This window comes from Anaerotruncus sp. 80 (assembly GCF_009936115.1).
GTDB classification, from domain to species: Bacteria; Bacillota; Clostridia; order Peptostreptococcales; family Anaerovoracaceae; genus Senimuribacter; species Senimuribacter intestinalis.
Genome location: NZ_QWES01000001.1, coordinates 106,155 through 126,947, shown reverse-complemented (window position 1 = coordinate 126,947; position 20,793 = coordinate 106,155). Strand labels below are relative to the sequence as shown.

The 20,793-nt window shown below is 45.7% G+C and carries 15 protein-coding genes; 12 read left to right on the top strand and 3 right to left on the bottom strand.

Translation table 11 applies throughout. The annotated features are described in order from the left end of the window. The first annotated feature begins 2 nt into the window (after positions 1-2). Positions 3-1,331: a purine/pyrimidine permease gene (locus tag D1155_RS00575; RefSeq protein WP_160200468.1), complete on the top strand. Its 1,329-nt coding sequence runs from the start codon at positions 3-5 to the stop codon at positions 1,329-1,331. A gap of 87 nt (positions 1,332-1,418) precedes the next feature. On the opposite strand, the gene D1155_RS00570 is transcribed toward D1155_RS00575, so the two are convergent. Next, positions 1,419-2,948 (bottom strand): sigma 54-interacting transcriptional regulator, encoded by a 1,530-nt coding sequence (locus D1155_RS00570; protein WP_160200467.1) that lies wholly within the window; start codon positions 2,946-2,948, stop codon positions 1,419-1,421. 174 nt (positions 2,949-3,122) lie between these two features. Between D1155_RS00570 and D1155_RS00565 the strand changes: the two genes are divergently transcribed. The 8 genes from D1155_RS00565 to D1155_RS00530 all read left to right on the top strand — a co-directional run bounded on the left by D1155_RS00565 (position 3,123) and on the right by D1155_RS00530 (position 10,864). Continuing rightward, positions 3,123-3,878, top strand: a complete 756-nt coding sequence (locus D1155_RS00565; protein ID WP_160200466.1) for a LarC family nickel insertion protein — start codon at positions 3,123-3,125, stop codon at positions 3,876-3,878. Positions 3,879-3,881: 3 nt separating this feature from the next. Next, positions 3,882-4,733 carry a 3-keto-5-aminohexanoate cleavage protein gene (locus D1155_RS00560; protein WP_160200465.1) on the top strand — a complete coding sequence of 284 codons (852 nt, stop codon included), beginning with the start codon at positions 3,882-3,884 and terminating at the stop codon, positions 4,731-4,733. A gap of 260 nt (positions 4,734-4,993) precedes the next feature. Beyond that, positions 4,994-5,911 carry a cyclase family protein gene (locus tag D1155_RS00555; protein WP_160200464.1) on the top strand — a complete coding sequence of 306 codons (918 nt, stop codon included), beginning with the start codon at positions 4,994-4,996 and terminating at the stop codon, positions 5,909-5,911. A gap of 75 nt (positions 5,912-5,986) precedes the next feature. Then, entirely contained in the window at positions 5,987-6,931 is a 945-nt protein-coding gene (locus D1155_RS00550) for a 3-hydroxyacyl-CoA dehydrogenase NAD-binding domain-containing protein (RefSeq protein ID WP_160200463.1), read from the top strand. Positions 6,932-6,943: 12 nt separating this feature from the next. Then, positions 6,944-8,422 (top strand): 4-hydroxyphenylacetate 3-hydroxylase N-terminal domain-containing protein, encoded by a 1,479-nt coding sequence (locus D1155_RS00545; protein ID WP_160200462.1) that lies wholly within the window; start codon positions 6,944-6,946, stop codon positions 8,420-8,422. Positions 8,423-8,552: 130 nt separating this feature from the next. Then, entirely contained in the window at positions 8,553-9,518 is a 966-nt protein-coding gene (prmA, locus tag D1155_RS00540) for a 50S ribosomal protein L11 methyltransferase (RefSeq protein ID WP_160200461.1), read from the top strand. Positions 9,519-9,536: 18 nt separating this feature from the next. After that, positions 9,537-10,133 (top strand): hypothetical protein, encoded by a 597-nt coding sequence (locus D1155_RS00535; RefSeq protein ID WP_160200460.1) that lies wholly within the window; start codon positions 9,537-9,539, stop codon positions 10,131-10,133. Further along, on the top strand, positions 10,130-10,864 hold the full coding sequence (locus tag D1155_RS00530; protein ID WP_160200459.1) for a 16S rRNA (uracil(1498)-N(3))-methyltransferase: 735 nt from the start codon (positions 10,130-10,132) through the stop codon (positions 10,862-10,864). Before D1155_RS00535 ends, D1155_RS00530 begins: the two co-directional genes overlap by 4 nt. Positions 10,865-10,894: 30 nt before the next feature. Here D1155_RS00530 and D1155_RS00525 read toward each other — a convergent pair whose 3' ends face one another. Beyond that, on the bottom strand, positions 10,895-12,622 hold the full coding sequence (locus D1155_RS00525) for a polysaccharide deacetylase family protein (protein WP_160200458.1): 1,728 nt from the start codon (positions 12,620-12,622) through the stop codon (positions 10,895-10,897). A 104-nt stretch (positions 12,623-12,726) separates the two neighbouring features. Here D1155_RS00525 and mtaB point away from each other — a divergent pair, with 104 nt between their 5' ends. Both mtaB and D1155_RS00515 read left to right on the top strand, forming a co-directional pair. Beyond that, positions 12,727-14,016: a tRNA (N(6)-L-threonylcarbamoyladenosine(37)-C(2))-methylthiotransferase MtaB gene (mtaB, locus tag D1155_RS00520; RefSeq protein ID WP_160200457.1), complete on the top strand. Its 1,290-nt coding sequence runs from the start codon at positions 12,727-12,729 to the stop codon at positions 14,014-14,016. Beyond that, on the top strand, positions 14,009-14,350 hold the full coding sequence (locus tag D1155_RS00515) for a histidine triad nucleotide-binding protein (protein WP_160200456.1): 342 nt from the start codon (positions 14,009-14,011) through the stop codon (positions 14,348-14,350). The genes mtaB and D1155_RS00515 overlap by 8 nt, the downstream gene beginning before the upstream one ends. 292 nt (positions 14,351-14,642) lie before the next feature. Here D1155_RS00515 and D1155_RS00510 read toward each other — a convergent pair whose 3' ends face one another. Continuing rightward, positions 14,643-15,956 carry a uracil-xanthine permease family protein gene (locus tag D1155_RS00510; RefSeq protein WP_160200455.1) on the bottom strand — a complete coding sequence of 438 codons (1,314 nt, stop codon included), beginning with the start codon at positions 15,954-15,956 and terminating at the stop codon, positions 14,643-14,645. 358 nt (positions 15,957-16,314) lie between these two features. On the opposite strand from D1155_RS00510, the gene D1155_RS00505 reads away from it, so the two are divergent. Beyond that, positions 16,315-20,544 carry an Ig-like domain-containing protein gene (locus D1155_RS00505; protein WP_160200454.1) on the top strand — a complete coding sequence of 1,410 codons (4,230 nt, stop codon included), beginning with the start codon at positions 16,315-16,317 and terminating at the stop codon, positions 20,542-20,544. Positions 20,545-20,793 lie beyond the last annotated feature (249 nt).

The following is a 20,793-nucleotide window of genomic DNA, read 5'->3' as shown; positions in this document are numbered from 1 at the left end:
TAATGGAACAAAATGTTGAAAATGGTCTGAAATACCAGCTGGACGACAGGGTGCCTTTTGGAGAAAATATGATGTACGGCTTTCAGCAGATTGTCCTGTTTGTCGCGTCGGCTGTGGTGATGCCGGTTGTCGTGGGATACGCCTTAGGACTGGCGCCGGCGGCGGTGGCGGCTATGCTGCAGAGAACCTTTGTCCTCTGCGGTGTGATGACGTTGCTGCAGGTTAGATGGGGTCATCGCTTTCCGATTCAGGACGGTCCGGCAGGTCTCTGGTCGGGACTGTTTCTGCTGATGGTTTCCTCCGCACCGGCCCTTGGCATTTCTTTGGAGAGCCTTCGGACAGATCTGGAAATGGGCATGCTGCTTGCAGGAATTCTGGTCATGGCGCTGGCGGCAAGCGGTTTGATTTGTCGGATGGCAAAGCTGTTTACACCAATCATCAATGGACTTCTGATTCTTCTCATGGTGCTGCAGATCAGCGCCAGCATCATGAAAGGCATGCTGGGCGTCAGCGAGGAATCGCCGGGCATTGACGGAACAGCATTTCTCGTAGCAGTTTTTACCATGGTAGTAATTCTTTTCATCAATCTGTTTACAAAGGGATTTATCCGCAGTATTGCGACCTTTATCGGCATGGTGGCGGGATGGATTTTAGCGGTGGTGCTGGGGATTACAGAAAAGGTGAATTTTCTGCAGAACGGGATCGTGACGATGCCTACGCTTTTAGCCTGGGGAAAACCGACCTATGACGGTGGTGTCGTTTTGACCTGCATGATTAGCGCTTTTGTACTGATTTCTATGGTGTTTGCCAGTATTAACGGCATGGGCGCTATGGTAGGAGAAACGATTACGGAGAAGAAAATGCAGCGTTCTATCTTCTTTCACGGGATGGCGACCTTTATGACCGGCGGATTTTCTTCGATTGCATTTATGCCGTATGTTTCTTCTATCGGGGTGGTGGAAATGACCGGCGTAGCATCCAGGAGACCCATGTATCTGGCGGCGGGCGGTATGATTGTCATGGGATTAATCGCGCCCTTCGGTGCGCTCTTTGCGACTATTCCTGCCTGCGTGGGAAACGGTGCGCTGATTATCATCTTCGCGCTGTGCATCGGGCAGGCGCTCAGGGAATTTCGTAAAGTGGAATTTGAGAGTAGAGAAAACCTGATCGTAGGATTGTCTATGATTATCGGCTGCGGCATCATGTTTCTGGCGGCGGGCACGTTCAGCAAGCTTCCGGCTACGGCAGCCTGCCTCTTGTCTAATGGACTGATTGTAGGAATGGCAGCAGCGTTTTTGCTAGAACATGTGGTAATGCGGAAGAAATCATAGATTTATATAGTTTCAAAATTTGAAAAGCTGTTTGCAGGTAGGGATGAACTGCAGACAGCTTTTTCTTCTTGTGTTTTTTATATGCGATTATTTCGCTCCCGGATAGTCGATGCCGTACTGCTTGATCTTGCGGGATATGGTAGAGGCGTTGACACCCAGCTTTGCACCGGCGTCCCGAAGACTTCTGGAGTTTTGCAGAGCAGACTCTATCAGACTCTTTTCGTAGTTTTCCAGCGACTGAGACAGGGAACTGCCAGAAGACGGGAGCATATCATCACCTTGGGAGATATCTAAAAGACCGTAAAGCATTTCATCGGCGACTTCTTTTGTGCCGGAGGAGCAGATGGTCAGATATTCGATGACATTTTCCAGCTCACGGATGTTACCTGGCCAAGAATACTGTTTCATAATCGTAAGCTGGTCGTCGGTAAGCGTAAAGGGACGATTGTGCTTTTCGGTAAAATATCTGACAAAGTGTCTGCAAAGCTCGTCCAAATCGTTGAGCCGCTCTCGAAGGGGCGGAATGGAAATTGGGATGACGTTGAGACGGTAGTAGAGATCCTGGCGGAATGTGCCGTCTGCAATCTTCAGTTTCAGATTGCTGTTCGTTGCAGCGATAAATCGAATGTCCAGTTTAATTGGTTTTGTTCCGCCTACGCGGGTGATTTCTTTGTTTTGAATCGCGCGAAGGAGCTTGACCTGCAAATCCATGGACATATCGCCGATTTCATCCAGCAGCAGGGTACCGCCGTTTGCCATTTCAAACAATCCCTGTTTGCCGCTTGCGTTTGCACCGGAAAAGGCGCCCTTTTCGTAGCCAAAGAGCTCACTTTCCAGAAGATTCGCAGGGATAGAGGCACAGTTGACTTTGACAAAGGTTTTGTCGGAAAGTTTGCTGAGCCGGTGTATTTCATCGGCAACAACTTCTTTGCCTACTCCTGATTCTCCTGTAATCAAAACGGTTGCATCGGTAGGAGCGGCCATTCTGATGGTGTTCCAGACCTTCTGTAGAGAATAGGAGGATCCGACCAGTCGCTTGGAATTTTCTGTGCTTTCGATAATGCGCACATTTTCGCGGCTCTTGTCCAAGGCATTGGCCTCTGCCAGAAATTTACCGAAATCCTCCTGCAAGGATTGCAGAGACAGAATGGGGCGGCTGCTGACCACCACCTGGTGCAGAGTGCCATTTTGGTTAAAAATCGGTACACCTACTGCATAGCCGACGCTGGGCGGATTGGTTTTCTGTACGGTGGAAAGACGAAACACTTTTTTCTGTGTTCTGAGAACGTCTAGTGTGGCGCCACCGGTGAACAAATGCCCATCTTCCACAATGTCAGACACTTTGTGCCCAATCACTTCTTCCGGCAATATGGTCGTGTTGCGCTGATGGGCGGGATTTACGTATAGGCAGACGCCGTCCTTGTCGGTGATAAAAATGCTGTCATCCAGCGCATCGACAACAATCTTAAAATCGACACCCTGTGCCAGGAATACCGATAAATCCTGATAGATTTCTCGCAAGATGTGTGCGCTTTTCTCCGGACTCTGATGGTCGTTTGCTTCTAGTGAATGTTTGATTTTTTCCTGTACCTTCTGAATTGCTAAAACCTGATCCATACGACTGTCTCCTTTATGAAATTACTATTAGTATAACAAAGTTGTTGCTTTGACGCAACAGTGATTTGACTGATGCAACGCAAAGCAGAAAAATTGGCTGAATTTCAATCATTATGCTTTGGCATGGTATTTGCTTTTAATATTGATAACAGATAGAAAAGGAGGCGGCGTTTCGTGAAAAAACTGTATATCAATTGCCAGTCAGGCGTCAGCGGCGATATGATGCTGGGCGCAATGCTGAATTTAGGAGTACCGGAGGAATATTTGACGGAAAATCTGTCCCATCTGAAGCTTGATGAATTTCAGCTCGCTGTAAAGAGGAAAGAAACTGGCGGTGTGGTCGCAACCGATGTAGATGTAGTGCTGAATCAGCCGAGCGATTTGACTACTGCGCCTTACAGTGGAAACTACAGGAATTATGGCCAGATAAAGAAGATAATCGCGGGGAGCAATCTAAGCAACAACGCAAAGGCATTGAGTCGCAGAATTTTCGATATCAAGGCGAAGGCAGAAGCGAAAGTTCACCGTGTATCAGAAGATGAGGTGCAGTTTCATGAGGCGGGTGCCGTGGATTCTATCGTGGATATTGTAGGCATTGCCATCTGCTGTGACTATTTAGATGCCGGTGAGATTATTGCAAAGGAAGTTCCAACTGGTTTTGGCACAGTACAATGTGCCTGTGGAGAACTGCCGGTTCCGGCTCCTGCAGTCAGACAGATTTTGAGCGATGAACAGATTCCGCATTATCGTTCAGATATTCACCAGGAAGTTTTGACGCCAACCGGCGCGTCAATTTTAGCAGGTCTAACCGATACGTTCGGCTGGGACGAAATTCGAGAAGATATATTATCCAGAGGCTACGGAACGGGGAAACGAGATACCGGTCTTGCGCCGCTGGAACTGATATTAGTAGAAGCAAAGGAGAGTTAGAATATGTTTGAAACCAGAAGATTAAATCACAAAAGTAAAGTGATTATTTCGGCAGCTTTGACGGGTGCCGTTACGACAAAGGAGAATAATCCCAATTTACCGACGCAGCCAGCGGAAATCGTAAAATCTGCGATCGCTTGCTATGAAGCTGGTGCTGCGGTAGCGCATATTCACGTCAGAGATGATGAAGATAGGGCCAGCATGCGCTTTGATAAGTTTGAGGAAACGGTTAAGTTGCTGCGCGAGTCCGGCTGCCCGGTTATCATCAATCTGACATCTTCCGGAGGACAGGGCTTTTCCTGGGAAGAAAGAATCCGTCCGTTTAAAGAATTGAAACCGGACATGGCTTCCTTCGATGCAGGAACGATGAACTGGCTCAATTCAGTAGTGTTTATGAATGAGCCGGGATTTCTGGAACTATGCGGCAAGGAAATGATTGCGGCAAACGTAAAGCCCGAAATAGAGGTTTTCGATATGGGCATGCTGAATACCGCCAAATACTATATTAAAAAGGGTTTGATCAAAGAACCTGCCCATTTCCAGCTGTGCCTTGGTGCGCCGGGCGGTATGGAAGCAACCACAGAGAATCTGGTATATCTTGTAAATCATTTGCCGGAAAACTGTACCTGGAGTGCTTTCGGCATCGGTAGAGGCGCCAACGAGATTCTGCTTTCTGCCCTTGCCATGGGCGGAAATATTCGTGTCGGTCTTGAAGATAATGTTTATTATAATGCGGGACAGTTGGCAGAATCCAATGAACAGTTTGTGGCTCGTGTGAAACGGCTTGCGGAGGAAATGGGCAAGTCCGTCGCAACCCCAGATGAAGCCAGAGAAATTCTGGGTCTTGGAAAATAAGTAAGAAATTGTCTGTGTTGTCCTTTCGCAACGGAGGTGCCGCTTTGCAACAGAAAAAGCCTGTGATAGAGAAAAGGCGGGCGGGACATCCTTTGATGGAAAAAGAGCAATTTCAGGGCAAGAGAGTTTTTTTGAGCCCTGGTTAAAACTTTGGCACAACCTTTGCGATACAATATAGCATCAAGAATTAAAATTTCTCTTTTGGTGTCGGAGGAAAAATTGCTACACCAAAAAATATAAGATGAAAAGGAGAACTTATTATGTCAGAAATCGCTGTAAGACACACGCGCGAAGAGTGCTTCGCTCATACAAATGATTGGAAAAAACCTTATGATGGAAGTATCTTTGATATGTTTAGAGATGGCTCATTTGAACTGATTGATCTTTCAAACCCGTTTGGCAGAGGTAATCCGCTCTGGCCGTCCAACGGAGATTTTCATATTGACAGAGTACAGCATATGCCGATGCACTACAGATTACTACAGACTTTCAATGATTTTCATATGCACAATTCTACTCATGCGGATTCTCCGTCCCATGTCATTCCGGAGAGTCCGTTTACCCATGAGCTGCCAATTCAGAACTATTTTGGCGAGGCAGTTTGTCTGGATATTCCAAAGGGAAAATGGGAACTGATTACTGTTGAAGACATTGAAGAGGCGGCAAAGAAGGTTCCGGGCGGTATCAAAGAGGGTGACTGGGTGCTTCTGAACACCGGCACACACAGACGCTGGGGTGAAAACGATGACTACTTCGCATATAGTCCTGGTCTTTCTATTGATGGCGCGAAGTGGTTTGTAGAACACCATGTAAGAGGTGTTGGCTTTGATATGCAGGCTATTGACCATATTTTGTACACCTATGCTGCAGATCATGGCCCTGGACCATATGTACCGCGTATCGTAGAAGAGTATGAGGAACAGTTTGGACATCCTGCATTGGAAGATTTCCCGGAATGGGAGCCATGCCACGATATTTTGATGGCAAACAACGTCATGGGAATTGAAAATCTGGGCGGAGATTTGGACAAAGTAACCAATCAGAGATTCCTGTTCTGCGCGTTCCCACTTCGCTGGTACATGGGTGATGGTACCATCGTTCGTGCCGTTGCATTTGTTCCGTCTGACAGAATTGACAGAAACGTTCCGGATAAAGAATATCCGTACGGCGTATATTAAAAACTTCATGGGAAATTCCGCACGCAGGAGTTTCCCATATTCATAGGAAAGAAGATGGAGAAAGGAAAAACTGACATGAACGAAAAGAAAAGGATTGCGGTTTTGGGCGCCGGCGTCATGGGCACGGGAATCGGACAGACCTTTGCGATGAAAGGACATGAGGTCATGATGATCTATGTCTATGATGACAAATTGCGGGCAAAACCGATTGAAACCATGACTGAAAATTTGAAGATACTGGCTGAAAACGGCGTCATTGAAGAAGCTGCAATACCGGAAGTTATAGGAAGAGTCAGATGCACAGAAAGCCTAGAAGAAGCAGCAGAATTTGCAGATGTAATCTTTGAATGTATCGTAGAAAATTTGGCGGTGAAGCAGGATTATTTTGCCAAGCTGGATGCGATGTGCAAAGAGAGCACGATTTTGGCTACCAATACATCAGCAATCAGTGTGACGGAAATTGCGGAAAAATCAATACATAAGGAAAGAATTATCGGGACTCACTTCTGGAACCCGGCATATTTGGTGCCGCTGGTCGAAGTCATTAAGACCAGATATGTGGCGGAGGATATCGTGCAGGAAACCTATGATCTCCTTGAAAAGGCTGGGAAATGTCCGGTTATCGTACAGAAGGATGTTCCGGGATTTCTTGCCAATAGAATGCAGCATGCTTTGTTTAGAGAAGCGATTTCCATCGTGGAAAACGAAATCGCGACTGCAGAGGATGTGGACAAGGCGATTAAATATGGGTTTGGCATGCGCCTTGGCGTGAGAGCGCCGATGGAAGTCATCGATGCAGGCGGTACCGATTTAACCTACAGTATTCATGAATATCTGTTTCCGCATATTGAAAACAGTAAGGAACCGTCTCGGCTGCTGAAACAGAAAATGGAGGAGGGAAAATTGGGCTTTAAGAGCGGCGAAGGCTTTATGAAGTGGTCCAAAGAAGAAATCGAAAAATCCCAGAAAGATTTGCTGGAAGGTCTGATTAAAGTGGCGAGAGCCCTGGATCGTATTTAGGAGGTAAAACAGATGGCATTGATGACAGCAGCAGAATATATCGAGAGTCTGCGTAAATTAAAAACTAGAGTATATATGTTCGGAGAAAAGGTTGATAACTGGGTGGATCATCCGATTATTCGCCCGTCTATCAACTGTGTGGCGATGACTTATGCACTGGCGCAGCAGCCGGAATATGCAGACATTATGACAGCGAAATCCAGCATTACAGGTAAGACTATCAATCGTTTTACGCACCTGCACCAGAGTGCGGATGATTTAGTGAAGAAGGTAAAGATGCAGCGGCTTTTGGGGCAGAAAACAGCAAGTTGCTTCCAAAGATGTGTGGGAATGGACGCATTTAATGCAGTATTTTCTACCACCTTTGAGCTAGACGAAAAGTATGGTACTGACTACCATCAGCGCTTTGTTAAATTCCTGGAAATGGTGCAGGAGGAAGATTTAACGGTAGATGGAGCCATGACTGACCCGAAGGGTGACCGTGGTAAGGCGCCGCACCAGCAGGAGGATCCGGATCTTTTTTTACATATCGTAGAGCGAAGAGAAGATGGCATCGTAGTCAGAGGTGCAAAAGCACACCAGACAGGCTCCATCAATTCCCATTGGCATATTATTATGCCGACCCAGGCCATGAAGGAGGCCGATGCGGATTATGCCGTTTCATTTGCTTGTCCAAGCGATGCGGAAGGTCTGTATATGATTTACGGCAGACAGTCCTGCGATACCAGAAAACTGGAAGAGAAAGCAGATATCGATCTGGGCAACCGGAAGTTTGGCGGGCAGGAAGCACTGGTTGTCTTTGATGATGTCTTTATTCCGAATGCATACATCTTTATGGCAGGCGAATATGACTTTGCGGGCATGATGGTAGAACGGTTCGCAGGTTACCACAGACAAAGCTACGGTGGATGCAAAGTCGGCGTTGGCGATGTGGTCATCGGTGCAGCAGCATTGGCGGCGGAATACAACGGCGCAGAAAAGGCTTCTCATGTAAAAGATAAGCTGATTGAAATGACCCACTTAAATGAAACCCTGTATTCCTGCGGCATTGCATGTTCCTGCGAAGGATGTGCGACCAAAGCAGGAAATTATCAGATTGACCTTTTACTGGCAAATGTCTGTAAGCAGAACATTACCAGATATCCTTATGAAATCGTCAGACTGGCAGAAGACATTGCGGGAGGCTTGATGGTTACCATGCCGTCTCAGGCGGATTTTGAATCCGATACGGTAGTAGGGAAAAACGGAGAAACCGTCGGTGAAATCTGTCAGAAATATTTTGCAGGCAGAAGTGATGTAAGCACGGAAGACAGAATGCGCGTCCTTCGTTTCCTGGAAAATATCTGTTTGGGCTCCGCCGCGGTAGGCTACAGAACAGAGTCGCTTCACGGCGCAGGATCTCCGCAGGCTCAGAGAATTATGATTGGAAGACAGGGAAACATTGAGGGAAAGAAAGACTTGGCGAAGACCATTGCAGGCATAAAAAAATAAAGAACCTTCTAAGTAAAATACGAAAACAGGCGGAACCGCTATGGGGCTGTCTGTTTTCGCTTTTTTCTTTCTTCTATGATTGCCAAGTCGGCGGTTTTACGGTAGAATAGTAGAGCAGGAGGACAGGAACATGAAATATTTGGAAATTAACATAGAAACTTCAGCCGCCGGAATCGAGCCGGTAGTCAGTGCGCTTTTGAACCTGGGTATTACGGATACGGTGGTAGAGGATCCCAGAGATATCGAGGATCTGATGGACAAGAAGCAGACCTATGACTGGGATTATCTGGACGACAGTATTATCGAAAAGATGAAGGAAAGTCCAAAGGTGACGGTCTACTTGGAGGATACCGAAGAAAACAGAACCCTGGCAGAGCAAATTGCGCCGGCTATGGAGGAATTACGCTCGAAGGCAAGGGAAGGCATCTTTGGAGAAGGCGCCGATTTTGGAAGCCTGCGTGTAAGCAAGAAACAAGAAGACGACACGCAGTGGAAGGACAAGTGGAAGGAGTACTTTAAGCCGGCAAGGATTGCAGAGAACATTGTCGTAAAGCCGACTTGGGAGAGCTACGAAAGGCAAGGCGATGAAAAGGTCATCGAAATTGACCCGGGTATGGCTTTCGGCACAGGCACCCATGAAACGACTTCCCTCTGCGTGAAAATGCTGGAAAAGTATCAGAAAGAAAGCGATAAGGTACTGGACGTAGGCTGCGGAAGCGGTATTCTTTCCATAGCGGCGGCGCTCCTTGGAGCAGAAGACGTATTGGGCGTGGATATTGACCCAGTTGCTGTGGAAGTTGCGGCGGAAAACATCGAATTAAACGGTGTTGCCAATGTGGCAAAGGCACAGTATGGAGATTTGACCAAGGGAATCGACTATAAGGCGGACATTGTGGTCGCTAATTTGATGGCAGACCTTGTTATGATGTTATCAGAAGATGTGGCAAGGCATATGCAGCCGGGTGGGCTTTTTATCTCCTCCGGTATTCTGGTGGAAAAAGAAGTACAGGTCACAGAACATCTGCGCAGTCAAGGCTTTGGTATTGTAGAAGTTAGAGAAGACGGCGGTTGGTGTTGTATTGTCTGCAGAAAATAGCACATGGGAGGAAACTATTTGAAAAAGGGTAACGCAAAACAAAGAAACGATATTATATTTATGCTGTTTGCGCTGGTTTTGGGACTGTTCATGGGATGGGCAGCTTATGACCTTGAGGGCATCGGCATTGCCGGTGCAATTATAAAAAATATTGGAATTTGGGTATTTGTTTCGGCTCTTCTTGCTGTGTATACTCCAGAGGCTTTTAAAGCGGCGCTTCACGTGCTGCTGTACTTTATCGGCGTGATTGCTGCATATTTTACGAATTTTGTCGTTATGGGCGGCAGCGTATCTTTCCGGACACTGATTTATTGGCTGATATTTGGCGCAATCGGGGCGCTGGTCGGCTTTATCGACTGGCATGCCTGCGGAAAGGAATGGCTCGGGGCAGCCTGTGCGGCGGTGCCGATTTCTCTTCTGGTGGCGGAAGGCTACTATATATATAAGGGATTTTCTATTTCCCTGGCTTTTGATATCGTGTGCGCAGTGGTGCTTTATATCATCATGGCACCGGGTAAAATGCAGAAGTTGATGGCGCTTCCGTTTATCATTGTCTTTACTTTTGCACTGGTGTATTTTCATGTTCTGTCAGGAATTTTAGGAGGATGGATATGAAGATTTTTACAGATGCAGCTAATATAGAAGAAAGTCTGATTCGTATTACCGACAAAGGAGACATTCGCCATATGATTAAGGTCATGCGCATGAAAGAAGGCGATATGCTTGATGTTTCTGATTCGACAGAATGGGAATATCAGGCAGAGATTCTGTCTATCGATGAAGATTTGGTGTTGCTGTCTGTTTTGGATAAGCAGAAATTTGCCAGAGAGCCGCGGCTTCAGGTGACTTTATTTCAAGGCGTGCCAAAGGCGGGAAAGATGGAAACCATTATTCAAAAGTGCGTAGAACTGGGGGTGTCTTCTGTGGTTCCAGTCTTTATGGACAGAACAGTTGTGGTCGAAAAGGGAAATTTTGCAAAAAAATTGGAGCGCTGGCAGAAGGTAGCAGACGAGGCGGTCAAACAGTGTAAGCGCGGCGTTATTCCAAGTGTTTGCCAGCAGATAAAATTTGCAGAGTTGGGTGAGCAGTTGGCAGAATTTGATCTAGTGTTGTTTCCATACGAAAATGAGGAAAATTACTCTATTAAGGATTGCCTGCGAGGACTTTCCGAAAATCCGGAATCTGTTGCTATTGTCATTGGACCGGAGGGTGGTTTTTCTGATAAGGAAGCAGCGCTGATGAAAGAGTGGAATACCTCTTGCGTGACTTTGGGAAAAACCATTTTACGTACGGAGACTGCCGGTATGGCGGCTCTTGCCATGACTATGTACGAACTTGAACTGTAACCGAAAAGGACTGTTATAAAACAGTCCCTTTTAGTCGTTAAGACATTCTGCGATATTAGAACGAGGAGTTCTGATATTACGTTTTAACAAGAATAATCCTTCTGTATCGCCTTGTTGGATTTTGTTGACACCGCCGTTACAGCTGAGACTTGCCTCAAAGCCAAGAGTTTTCAGTAAACTGCGGCAATCCTTCGTGTAAGCACCATAGGGCCAGGTGAATGTGTTGGGAACAGTATTCAATGTTTTTTTTAGCTCTGTCTGAAGAGAAGACAAATCTTCTTTGAGCATCTTTTCGTACGCTTCTTCGGCTTCACCGGCTTTGCGACTGGCGCCTTTGCGTCCTTTGTTTAGATCGTGCAGATCATAGGTATGATTCTGAACTTCCCAGACACCGGATTTTTGCATCTCTGAAAGTTCTTCCCAAGTGACAGCACAGGTCTTTTTATTCTTATAAAGCGTATTTGACATCTCTTCGGTGGCGCTGCCGATGACGGAGATGACAGCTTTCATTTGATATTTTTTCAGAAGATCCGTACCATAGGTATGATTATTGAGAAATCCATCGTCGAAGGTGAGGATGACAGGCTTTTCTGGAAGAGCCATTTTTCCTGTTTTATCATAGACATAGTCTATGAGTTCGCTCATGGTAATGGTAGTATAACCGTTTTCTTTCAGGTATTTCAGGTCACTTTCAAAAGCTGCTTGACTGACATAGTAATCTCCCATAGCGATGCTGCCGTCGCTTAAGCCATGGTACATCAAGATTGGAACCTCTTTCGTATCGGCAGGATCAGCTGGGATTTCTGTTTCTGCGGCGGCAGGGGCAAGAGCCTGTGAACGGTTTGCAGAGAGCAGACGAATCAGCGGATATGTGTCAATCCAGATCTCCGAAAGACATTCTTTTTGAGATTCGTCAAAGATGAGCTGCATGCCAAAATGTAGATGCGGCACATTGATATTATTGACGTTTTCTTTGATACTGTAACCGGTTTGACCGGAGTAGCCAATGACTTGACCTGCTTTTACACTGTCTCCGATCTTTAGATTTTTGATGTAAGGAGTGTCTTTTCGCAGGTGCGCATAATAATAGTAACGCTGTCCGTCACCGGAGCGAATGCCGATACGCCAGCCGCCGTATTGGTTCCAACCTAACGCTTCGACTTTTCCGTCCTCTACGGCGATAATCGGTGTACCGACAGAGCAAAACATATCGTGCCCCAGATGTTTTCTTGCAAAACCGTAGCTGCGGCCGTTGCCAAAGTCATCACTTTCGGTGTACCAGTAGCCGGCAGCGACAGGAGAATAGGCGGTAAGCCCGTAGGTGCCGTCTTTGCGAAGTCCCAGCAGGTTGCCGATGACAGCTGAGTATGCTTTGTAATAATAATCGTAGACCTTTAAGTTTTTGGTCAGATCGTCCATGGAACTGCCCGCTTGGCGGGCTTCTGCAAACTGTTGCAGATTCGTTTTTTTATAACTTTTAAAGTTTCCGCCATTTTGAGCCGCCAGATAAGCCAGACTTTCTACCCAGGGCAGGTGCAGATCCTGCTCAAAGGTTTCAATATCCAGTTCCATAGCGTCTTTTAAAGCTTCGTAAGTGATATTAAAATCCACCCATTTGATATAGTCTGTCTGTTTGCTTGTACTTGCGACAGCAGAGACGGCAGTGGCAGAAGATTCGGCGGGCGGTGTGGATTTTTCTGCGACCGTTACAAAAACCAGCAGACATAAAAGAAAAACAGAAAAAAATTTTTTTAGCATGATACTATCCTTTCAAGATAATATATCGGGAAAAGACAAGATTATTCTTGAAGAAAAGGGAAAAAGGTTGTACTATTTATATAGAAAGAGCAGAAAGGAATTTTATGAGAATTGCATTTCACACATTGGGCTGCAAGGTCAATCAGTATGAAACAGAAGCCATGAAGGAACAGTTTGCTGCTGCAGGGCACCAGATTGTAGGGGAAGAGGACTTTGCTGACGCCTATGTTATCAATACATGTACGGTGACGAATTTGGCAGATCGTAAGTCACGCCAGTATATTCGCAGAATGAAAAAAGTAAACCCAAAGGCGCTTGTAGCGGTAACGGGATGCTACGCTCAGGTCAGTCCTCAGGAAGTACAGGCTATTGCAGAGGTAGATATTGTTGCAGGAACTGGCGAAAAGCAGAACTTGCTCAGCTATATTGAGGCTGGTGTTTCCAGTTGTCATGTGCTTGCCTATGAGGAGCTGACCGAATATCAGTCCACAGGGATTATTACGTCTATGGAATCTCGTACGAGAGTTTATATCAAGATTCAGGAGGGCTGTAACAGGTTTTGTTCTTACTGCATCATTCCCTATGCCAGAGGCAAAGTTCGCAGCCGAACTTTAGAGGAAATTGTTGAGGAGGCCAAAGGGCTTATTGAGAAAGGGTTCAAAGAAATCATCTTGACCGGCATTAATACCGCCCTTTACGGAGAGGATTTAGGCTACGATGGAATAGAGCCGCTGATAGCAAGACTGAGCGCTCTTGCCGGTGATTTTCGCATACGCCTCAGCTCTCTTGAGCCTACGGTTATCAACAAAGATTATGTAAAGGGACTTTTAGGCTACGAGAAGTTGTGTCCGCATCTGCACCTGTCCATTCAAAGCGGTGCTGACAGCGTACTTTCCCGCATGAACAGGCATTACAGTCGGGAGGAGTATCTGGATATTGTGAAAGTTCTACAGGGTTTTGATCCCCTTTACGGCATTACAACGGATATTATTGTAGGTTTTCCCGGGGAAACGGAGGACGAGTTTGCTGACAGTCTGCGCATAGTGGATCAAGCCGGTTTCTTAAAAGTACACGTCTTCAAATACTCTCCGCGCAAAGGCACCAAAGCTGCTGACATGACCGAACAAGTAGGTGGAACAGTTAAGAATGCGCGCAGTCAGAGACTTATAGAAAAAGCCGACGCTGCCAGTCAACAGTTTTTTGAAAAGTGTACCGGCGCTGTTCGCAGGGTTTTGTTCGAGGAATTGACAGAAGATGGACTTCTGACGGGATATTCGGATAATTATGTTAAGGTTTATGCTATGGGAACGCCCGAAATGCTAAATCAGTTTTACTGGGTAAAACTTTTAGAACCATATCAAGACGGCATGAAAGGAGAGATTGAAAATGGCTGATTGTATTTTTTGCATGATTGCAAATCACGAGATTCCTTCCAATGTGGCATATGAAGATGATCAGATTATTGCATTTCATGATTTGGATCCGCAGGCGCCAGTTCACGTGCTGGTGATTCCGAAAAAGCATATTGCGTCTCTGGATGATGTTAAGGAAGAGGACCGGGAGCTGATGGGACACATCATGTTCAAGATTCACGAAATTGCGACCGATTTGGAGCTGGAAAATGGCTACAGAGTTGTCAGCAATAACGGCGAAGATGCTTTCCAGACTGTAAAGCATTTGCATTTCCATATCCTTGGAAAACGTAAGCTGACCTGGCCACCAGGCTGATAGCAAGCTGCGGTGCGGAACAAAGCGAATATCGACGCATGTGCATATTTTGGAGAAAAAGTCCCGAAATATGCACAGAGACGTACATATTTCAAGAGAAAATCAAAAATATATGCACGTTTGTAACTGCTAGACACGAATTTTACGTCTGTTTAGCAGTTATTTTATTGGAGATTCACATATTTTGAAGGAAAATCCAAAAAATATGCACACCTTTCGAGAAGAATGTGCATATTTTTGAGGTTTTTTGTTGAAATATGTATGGTCATGAAGTTGATGACATCGCCACGCACTACAGCTTAAAGGTCTGGAACTTTTCCTCGGTTCCCTCTTCCTCACTGAACTCGTAGTCGTTGCCCGGCAGAATTGCGTTAGCAACGATGCCGACGATTGCAGCAATAGCAAGTCCGGATAAAGTGATGGTTGCACCTGCGATGGTGAAAGAAATACCTCCTGCAGCGTTAAAGCCCAGTGCGCAGACCAGAATCAAAGCTGCGATGATGGTGTTTCTTGATTTTGTGAAATCAACCTGATTTTCGACTACGTTGCGGATTCCGATGGCGGAAATCATGCCGTAGAGAATCAGGGAAACACCGCCGATGACAGCCGCCGGAATAGAAGAAATTGCAAAGCTGATTTTTGGAATAAAGGAAAGCAGAATTGCGAAGCAGGCTGCGATTCTGACAACGCGTGGATCATAAATCTTTGTTAGAGCAAGAACACCGGTGTTCTCACCATAGGTAGTGTTTGCAGGACCGCCGAAAGCTGAGGAAAGGCAAGTAGCAAGTCCATCGCCCAGAAGGGTTCTGTGCAGTCCCGGATTAGAAATATAATTCTTTCCTGTGGTAGCGCCGATAGCGGAAATATCTCCGATGTGCTCCATCATGGTTGCAAGAGCAATCGGCATAATAGTGATAATGGCGGAAATGTCGAATTTCATCACTGTCAGGTGAGGAAGTCCGATGATGGCTTCTTCACTGATTGCTGACAAATCGACTTCGCCCATGAAGATTGCTGCAATGTAGGAAATGATTACACCAAGAATGATTGGAATGATTTTAACCATGCCTTTTCCCCAGATGTTAAAAATAATGATGGAAAGCAGGGCAATCAGTGCAAGGGGCCAGTTGGTCTGGCAGTTAGTGATAGCAGTCGGTGCCAGAATCAGTCCGATGGAAATGATAATCGGACCTGTTACAACCGGCGGAAAGAAACGCATAACTCTTCTTGCGCCGAAAGCTTTAATTAGCGCCGCCATAATTACGTAGATGATGCCGGCAGCAAAGACACCGCCGCATGCGTAAGGCAGCATCTCTTCGTTAGGCGTGCCGTCTACCATCGGTGCAACAGCAGCATAACCGCCAAGGAATGCAAAGGACGAACCTAGAAAGGCAGGAACTTTGCATTTGGTCAGTAAATGGAATAAAAGGGTTCCAAGACCTGCCATCAGCAGGGTAACAGATACGTCAAGACCTGTCAGAATCGGAACCAGTATGGTCGCGCCAAACATGGCGAAAGTGTGCTGCAACCCTAGAATCAGCATTTTTGGCATGCCTAGGGAAGAAGCGTCATAGATACCGTCAGCTAGTGTTTCTTTCTCAGTCATATATTGATTCTCCTTTATTGAAACGGTAGGGATAATTACTCAACTATTCATACTACTTTAATTTTGGGAAGATGTCAATATAAAATACGGCATTAGTGTGACTTCTCTCGACTTCTCTCTATAGCGTTAGCACATGGAATAAAGCTTGACAAAATGCAGGGGGGGGGTTACAATTTATTATGAGATAAAGAGCGATTTTTCTGTAATAAGACAGAAAGAGAAAGCAAAGTCAATACATGCTTTCCCTAATGAATGGTAAAAGTGACGCTGCGTAAAAAGTAATAATTTTTGTGTAGCGTATATTGTCTTGCTGCTTTTTATTGATATTTTAGTATACTTTATTAAGAAAGGAGAAATGATGAAAAGTAAATCATTAAAAAAGAAAGCAATTAGTATGTTGCTATGCTTTATGGTTGTTTTTGCTTATTCGGCTGGATTCAATGATTTATTCCTAGTCAATGCAGAAGGAAACACTGTAAGTGATAGTGAGAACGGAGTTACTGTGACTCCAGACCATACCAGTGGTGAACCATCAGAAGAGAACAAGCCGGGTATGGAACTCTCAGGCGATGATACTGAGAACAGAGAACCTATTGTAATTTCTTCTTGGAAATGGGTAGATGATTCTGAGATATTGACCTATGACAAGAAGGCTAAAATATGGTGGGTGAGCCCTACGGCAGATGAAGAGAATCCTGTTACAGCAGAACTTCTGAAGGAGTATTTACCGAAGTCTATCGAAGCAGTACTTGCGGATGGTACAGAAAAGAGTGTTGAAATCACTTGGGATTTCGGCGAAATCGGTGATGGCGTAACCGCGGGAGAGTACACCTTTACGGCTTCTTTGCCGGAAGGATATGCTTTGACAGACGATGTGGAAGCGCTTGTAGCAGTTGTCAGAATAGACAGTTCGGCATTACTGGATGCAAGCTATAGCGCTGGTGGCTTAACCATTACAGCAGATGATGGGCAGGAACTGACTTCTGGTACGACCAACGACAGCGAAGTTTACCTGAGCGGCAATGTCATTTATATCAACACCAACAGAGCACTGACGCTGGCAGGAACCAGTACTACGCATACGCTTGCAATTGCACAGGGGGTGAAGGCAAATCTGACATTGGACAATGTGTCTATTAAGAATGCCGCTGCTTCTCCGATTAATTTGATTCCTAACACTGTGGCGGATCAAACCACTTTATATTTAACACTGAAGGATGGAAGCAGTAATACAATGGACCCGTTAACTGGGACTAACAATGCAGGTATTCATGTTTCTTATGGAGCAACGCTTACCATTGATGACAGTGTCAAAAACCCAGTTGCGGTCTATGGCGGCAGACTGACGAAGGATTGTACCATAAACGGAGAGGCGGCAAAGAAAGATGATCCTGCATGGCTGATGGACAGCAAAAATCCTGGCTCCCTCACTGTGTATAGCGGTACTAGTGCTGCTTGTATCGGTGGTAATAATAGAGAAAACAGCGGTAAAATTACCGTAAATGGCGGCAATATTGTGGTAAACGCATATAAGAATGGCAGAGGCAGTAGCGCGGGCGCTGGTATTGGAGGCGGCGATTATGGCGGCGCTGGTTGTTTGCTGGATGGCGGCGGTGTTGTTATCAACGGTGGTATTATCGATGCAACTGCCAGCTACCACGGTGCTGGTATTGGTGCTGGTTGGCATGCGAATATTGTAGGAACAGGACATAGTGGTAATAAGCCTGGAGATATTACTATCAATGGCGGATATATTACTGCTACAGGAAAGGATCATGGAAATGCCTTCGGCGGTGCGTGCGGTAGTGCAGATAATATAGGGCATGGAGATGCAAGTACACCGCACGAGATCGTGATTACAGGCGGTACGTTATTACCAAAATCAAACAATAATGGTACGCAGTACGATGTTGGTGCAGTGGGCGGTAAAGTTATCGTTACCGGTGGCTCTTTCTGCCCGGCTGCGAATTCAGGAACTGCGACTAAATATAGTATTCAAGGGGCGTCGGTTATCAGTTCCGACGGTACTTCCCTTACTATGGTAAAGGTAGACCTTTCCAGCTATGCATATGAAGATAAGGACGGCGTAAGTCATACTTTACAGCCTGGCGATTATCTGCACAGCTATTCTGTTGCAGTTGATGGCGTGCCTGTAAGCCCAGAATACGGTCTTGCTATGAAGCTGGACAGCACGAAGCAATTGTATTTCTGGCTTCCTACGTCTGCTATAGGAAAAACTGTAGCAATTTCCAATCTAAAGCTTTTGGCAGCTGACGGCACACTGATAGATACAGAATATCCGTTTACGAACCTAGTTCCTGTGCCAGGAAATCCAAGTGAAACCAAGCGTTACGTTACATTTACCGTAGATACGGACGAGTTTAGTGCGGAGCTGAAAAAACAGCTGAACAAGCGTTATGACGGACTGACCTTTAACTGGGATCAGCTCAAAGAGGAGATTGCGAAGCAGGAGATTACAGTACCGCAGCCGCACGGTGGTAAAATTTCTAAGGTTGAAGAGATGAAGCCTTCCGCAGTGCGTTTAACCGGCGCTGACGGAAAACCGACAGGAGAAGGTAGCAGTGATGCCGGAATTAAAAATGCCGGAGGATATTCAATTACAGTAAACTACATGGAATATGCGAAGGATGCAGATTTCAGCAAAACTTTCTGGGGACATCAGACTAGCCTGTCAGCATCCATTACACCAGCAGATACTCGTCTTGTAGATGTGACTTACAAACCTACGATGGAAGAAGTTACAGACGCTGATGGAAAGAAAGCGATGAAACTGACACAGATGGACTTTACAGCAACTGTTCTACCGAAAAAGGGAGAAGCAACAACTTGTGAAGCGCCGGATGGATTTATTCAGTTCTATATCAATGGCGTAAAGGTGGGAAATCTGGTCAGCCTCAATGACAGCAAAACCAGAAGCGCGGGTACAGTAGAAACCGGAACCACAGATGGCTATAACTCAAAGACAGTTACGAAGAGTGTTTCATTCAGAACAACTACGCCGCCGGTTCCGGAGGCAGGAGAGTTTGTTGTTGAAGCGAAGTATTACGGCGGAACAAACTATACTGGCTCAGAGGCACAGGCAACAAAGGTAGAGGATGATACAACAAAATTTGATCCGGATAAAGATTTTCCATATATTGCACCACCGACACCTGTTTTGAAACCTGCGGGATCAGATGGTGAGATAAATCCGGACGATCCAGATCAGGTAATTCCGGGTCAAAAATTACCGCCGGTAGAAGTAGAACGAATTGATCCGCCGGGCGGTGCGACAGCGGATGAAAACAATTATAGACTTCACGGAATCTATAGAGACAGCGTATCACAAAAAACAGAAAAGGGTGTGGCAGATGTATCTTACTTTGAGACGCTGCTTAATACAAGATATGCCTTTGTTGATAAGGCAGGGCATCCTTTGCTTGGTGCAGATAAACAACCGTTGAAGATTAAACCAAAAGATATTGTGATTACCGATGCTACGGGCAAGCCGATTGATGAGATAGATCTTTCTGAAAAGGGCAAGTATCTTATCACTGCAGAGATAGAAGATGCCAATGGGAATAAAACAACGATAGAGTTGACTTTCAATCTTCGTTCACCAGTGCTGATTGACCCGGATATTAACAAAGATACCAACGATGACGGTATTCCGGATATCAATATCGACACAGATGATGACGGTATCCCAGATATCAACATCGACACCGACGGAGATGATAAACCGGACATCAACATCGACACCGATGGGGACGGTAAACCGGATGTAGACATCGACACAGACGGAGACGGTAAACCAGATATCAACAAGGATACAGATGGAGATGGCAAACCGGATGTGGACATCGACACAGATGGAGACGGCAAACCGGATGTGAATGTAGATACCAATGGAGATGGCAAACCAGACATCAACAAGGATACAGATGGAGATGGCAAACCGGATGTGGACATCGATACAGACGGAGACGGTAAACCGGATATCAACAAGGATACAGATGGAGATGGCAAACCGGATGTGGACATCGACACAGATGGAGACGGCAAACCGGATGTGAATGTAGATACCAATGGAGATGGCAAGCCGGATATCAACAAGGATACAGATGGAGATGGCAAACCGGATGTGGACATCGATACAGACGGAGACGGTAAACCAGACATCAACAAGGATACGGATGGAGATGGCAAACCAGATTTAGATATTGACACTAACGGAGATGGCAAACCGGATGTAAATGTAGATACCAATGGAGATGGCAAGCCGGATATCAATATCGACACCGATGGCGATGGTATTCCGGATCTGAATGTAGATACGGACGGAGACGGCAAGCCAGATACCAATATCGATACAGATGGAGACGGGAAACCAGATAAGAATATCAAAGACCCGAGCGAAATCAAGGATATTTTGAACGAGAATGAACCGGCAGATACAGATGAACTGCCTTGGTGGATTCCAAAAACAGGCGATACAGCAAATATGCTGACATGGCTTGTAGTGCTTGGCGCAGCAGTCCTTGGACTTTGCGGCACAGTATATGGAATTAGGAAAAAGAGATCCTAGAAGAAAACAGCTGTAGATTAATAGCATAAATAAAATGGGTGGTTTGTGTAAACCATCCATTTTTTACGTCTGTTCAGCAGTTATATTTGTTGAAAGTTTACATGTTTTGTAAAGAAAAACCTCAAAAAATGCACACCTTTCGAGAAAAATATGCATATTTTTGAGGTTTTTTATTGCAATATATATGATTATGGGGATGATGTTGCCACGCACTACAGTTTAAAGGTCTGGAACTTTATCTTTTGTCAA

What these genes read in the sequence shown, in the direction of transcription:
- D1155_RS00575 (WP_160200468.1), top strand. Translation starts at nt 3, where the DNA reads ATGGAACAAAATGTTGAAAATGGTCTGAAATACCAGCTGGACGACAGG.
- D1155_RS00555 (WP_160200464.1), top strand. Translation starts at nt 4,994, where the DNA reads ATGTCAGAAATCGCTGTAAGACACACGCGCGAAGAGTGCTTCGCTCAT.
- D1155_RS00530 (WP_160200459.1), top strand. Translation starts at nt 10,130, where the DNA reads ATGAAGATTTTTACAGATGCAGCTAATATAGAAGAAAGTCTGATTCGT.
- D1155_RS00525 (WP_160200458.1), bottom strand. Translation starts at nt 12,622, where the DNA reads ATGCTAAAAAAATTTTTTTCTGTTTTTCTTTTATGTCTGCTGGTTTTT.
- D1155_RS00510 (WP_160200455.1), bottom strand. Translation starts at nt 15,956, where the DNA reads ATGACTGAGAAAGAAACACTAGCTGACGGTATCTATGACGCTTCTTCC.
- D1155_RS00545 (WP_160200462.1), top strand. Translation starts at nt 6,944, where the DNA reads ATGGCATTGATGACAGCAGCAGAATATATCGAGAGTCTGCGTAAATTA.
- mtaB (WP_160200457.1), top strand. Translation starts at nt 12,727, where the DNA reads ATGAGAATTGCATTTCACACATTGGGCTGCAAGGTCAATCAGTATGAA.
- D1155_RS00515 (WP_160200456.1), top strand. Translation starts at nt 14,009, where the DNA reads ATGGCTGATTGTATTTTTTGCATGATTGCAAATCACGAGATTCCTTCC.
- prmA (WP_160200461.1), top strand. Translation starts at nt 8,553, where the DNA reads ATGAAATATTTGGAAATTAACATAGAAACTTCAGCCGCCGGAATCGAG.
- D1155_RS00560 (WP_160200465.1), top strand. Translation starts at nt 3,882, where the DNA reads ATGTTTGAAACCAGAAGATTAAATCACAAAAGTAAAGTGATTATTTCG.
- D1155_RS00550 (WP_160200463.1), top strand. Translation starts at nt 5,987, where the DNA reads ATGAACGAAAAGAAAAGGATTGCGGTTTTGGGCGCCGGCGTCATGGGC.
- D1155_RS00570 (WP_160200467.1), bottom strand. Translation starts at nt 2,948, where the DNA reads ATGGATCAGGTTTTAGCAATTCAGAAGGTACAGGAAAAAATCAAACAT.
- D1155_RS00505 (WP_160200454.1), top strand. Translation starts at nt 16,315, where the DNA reads ATGAAAAGTAAATCATTAAAAAAGAAAGCAATTAGTATGTTGCTATGC.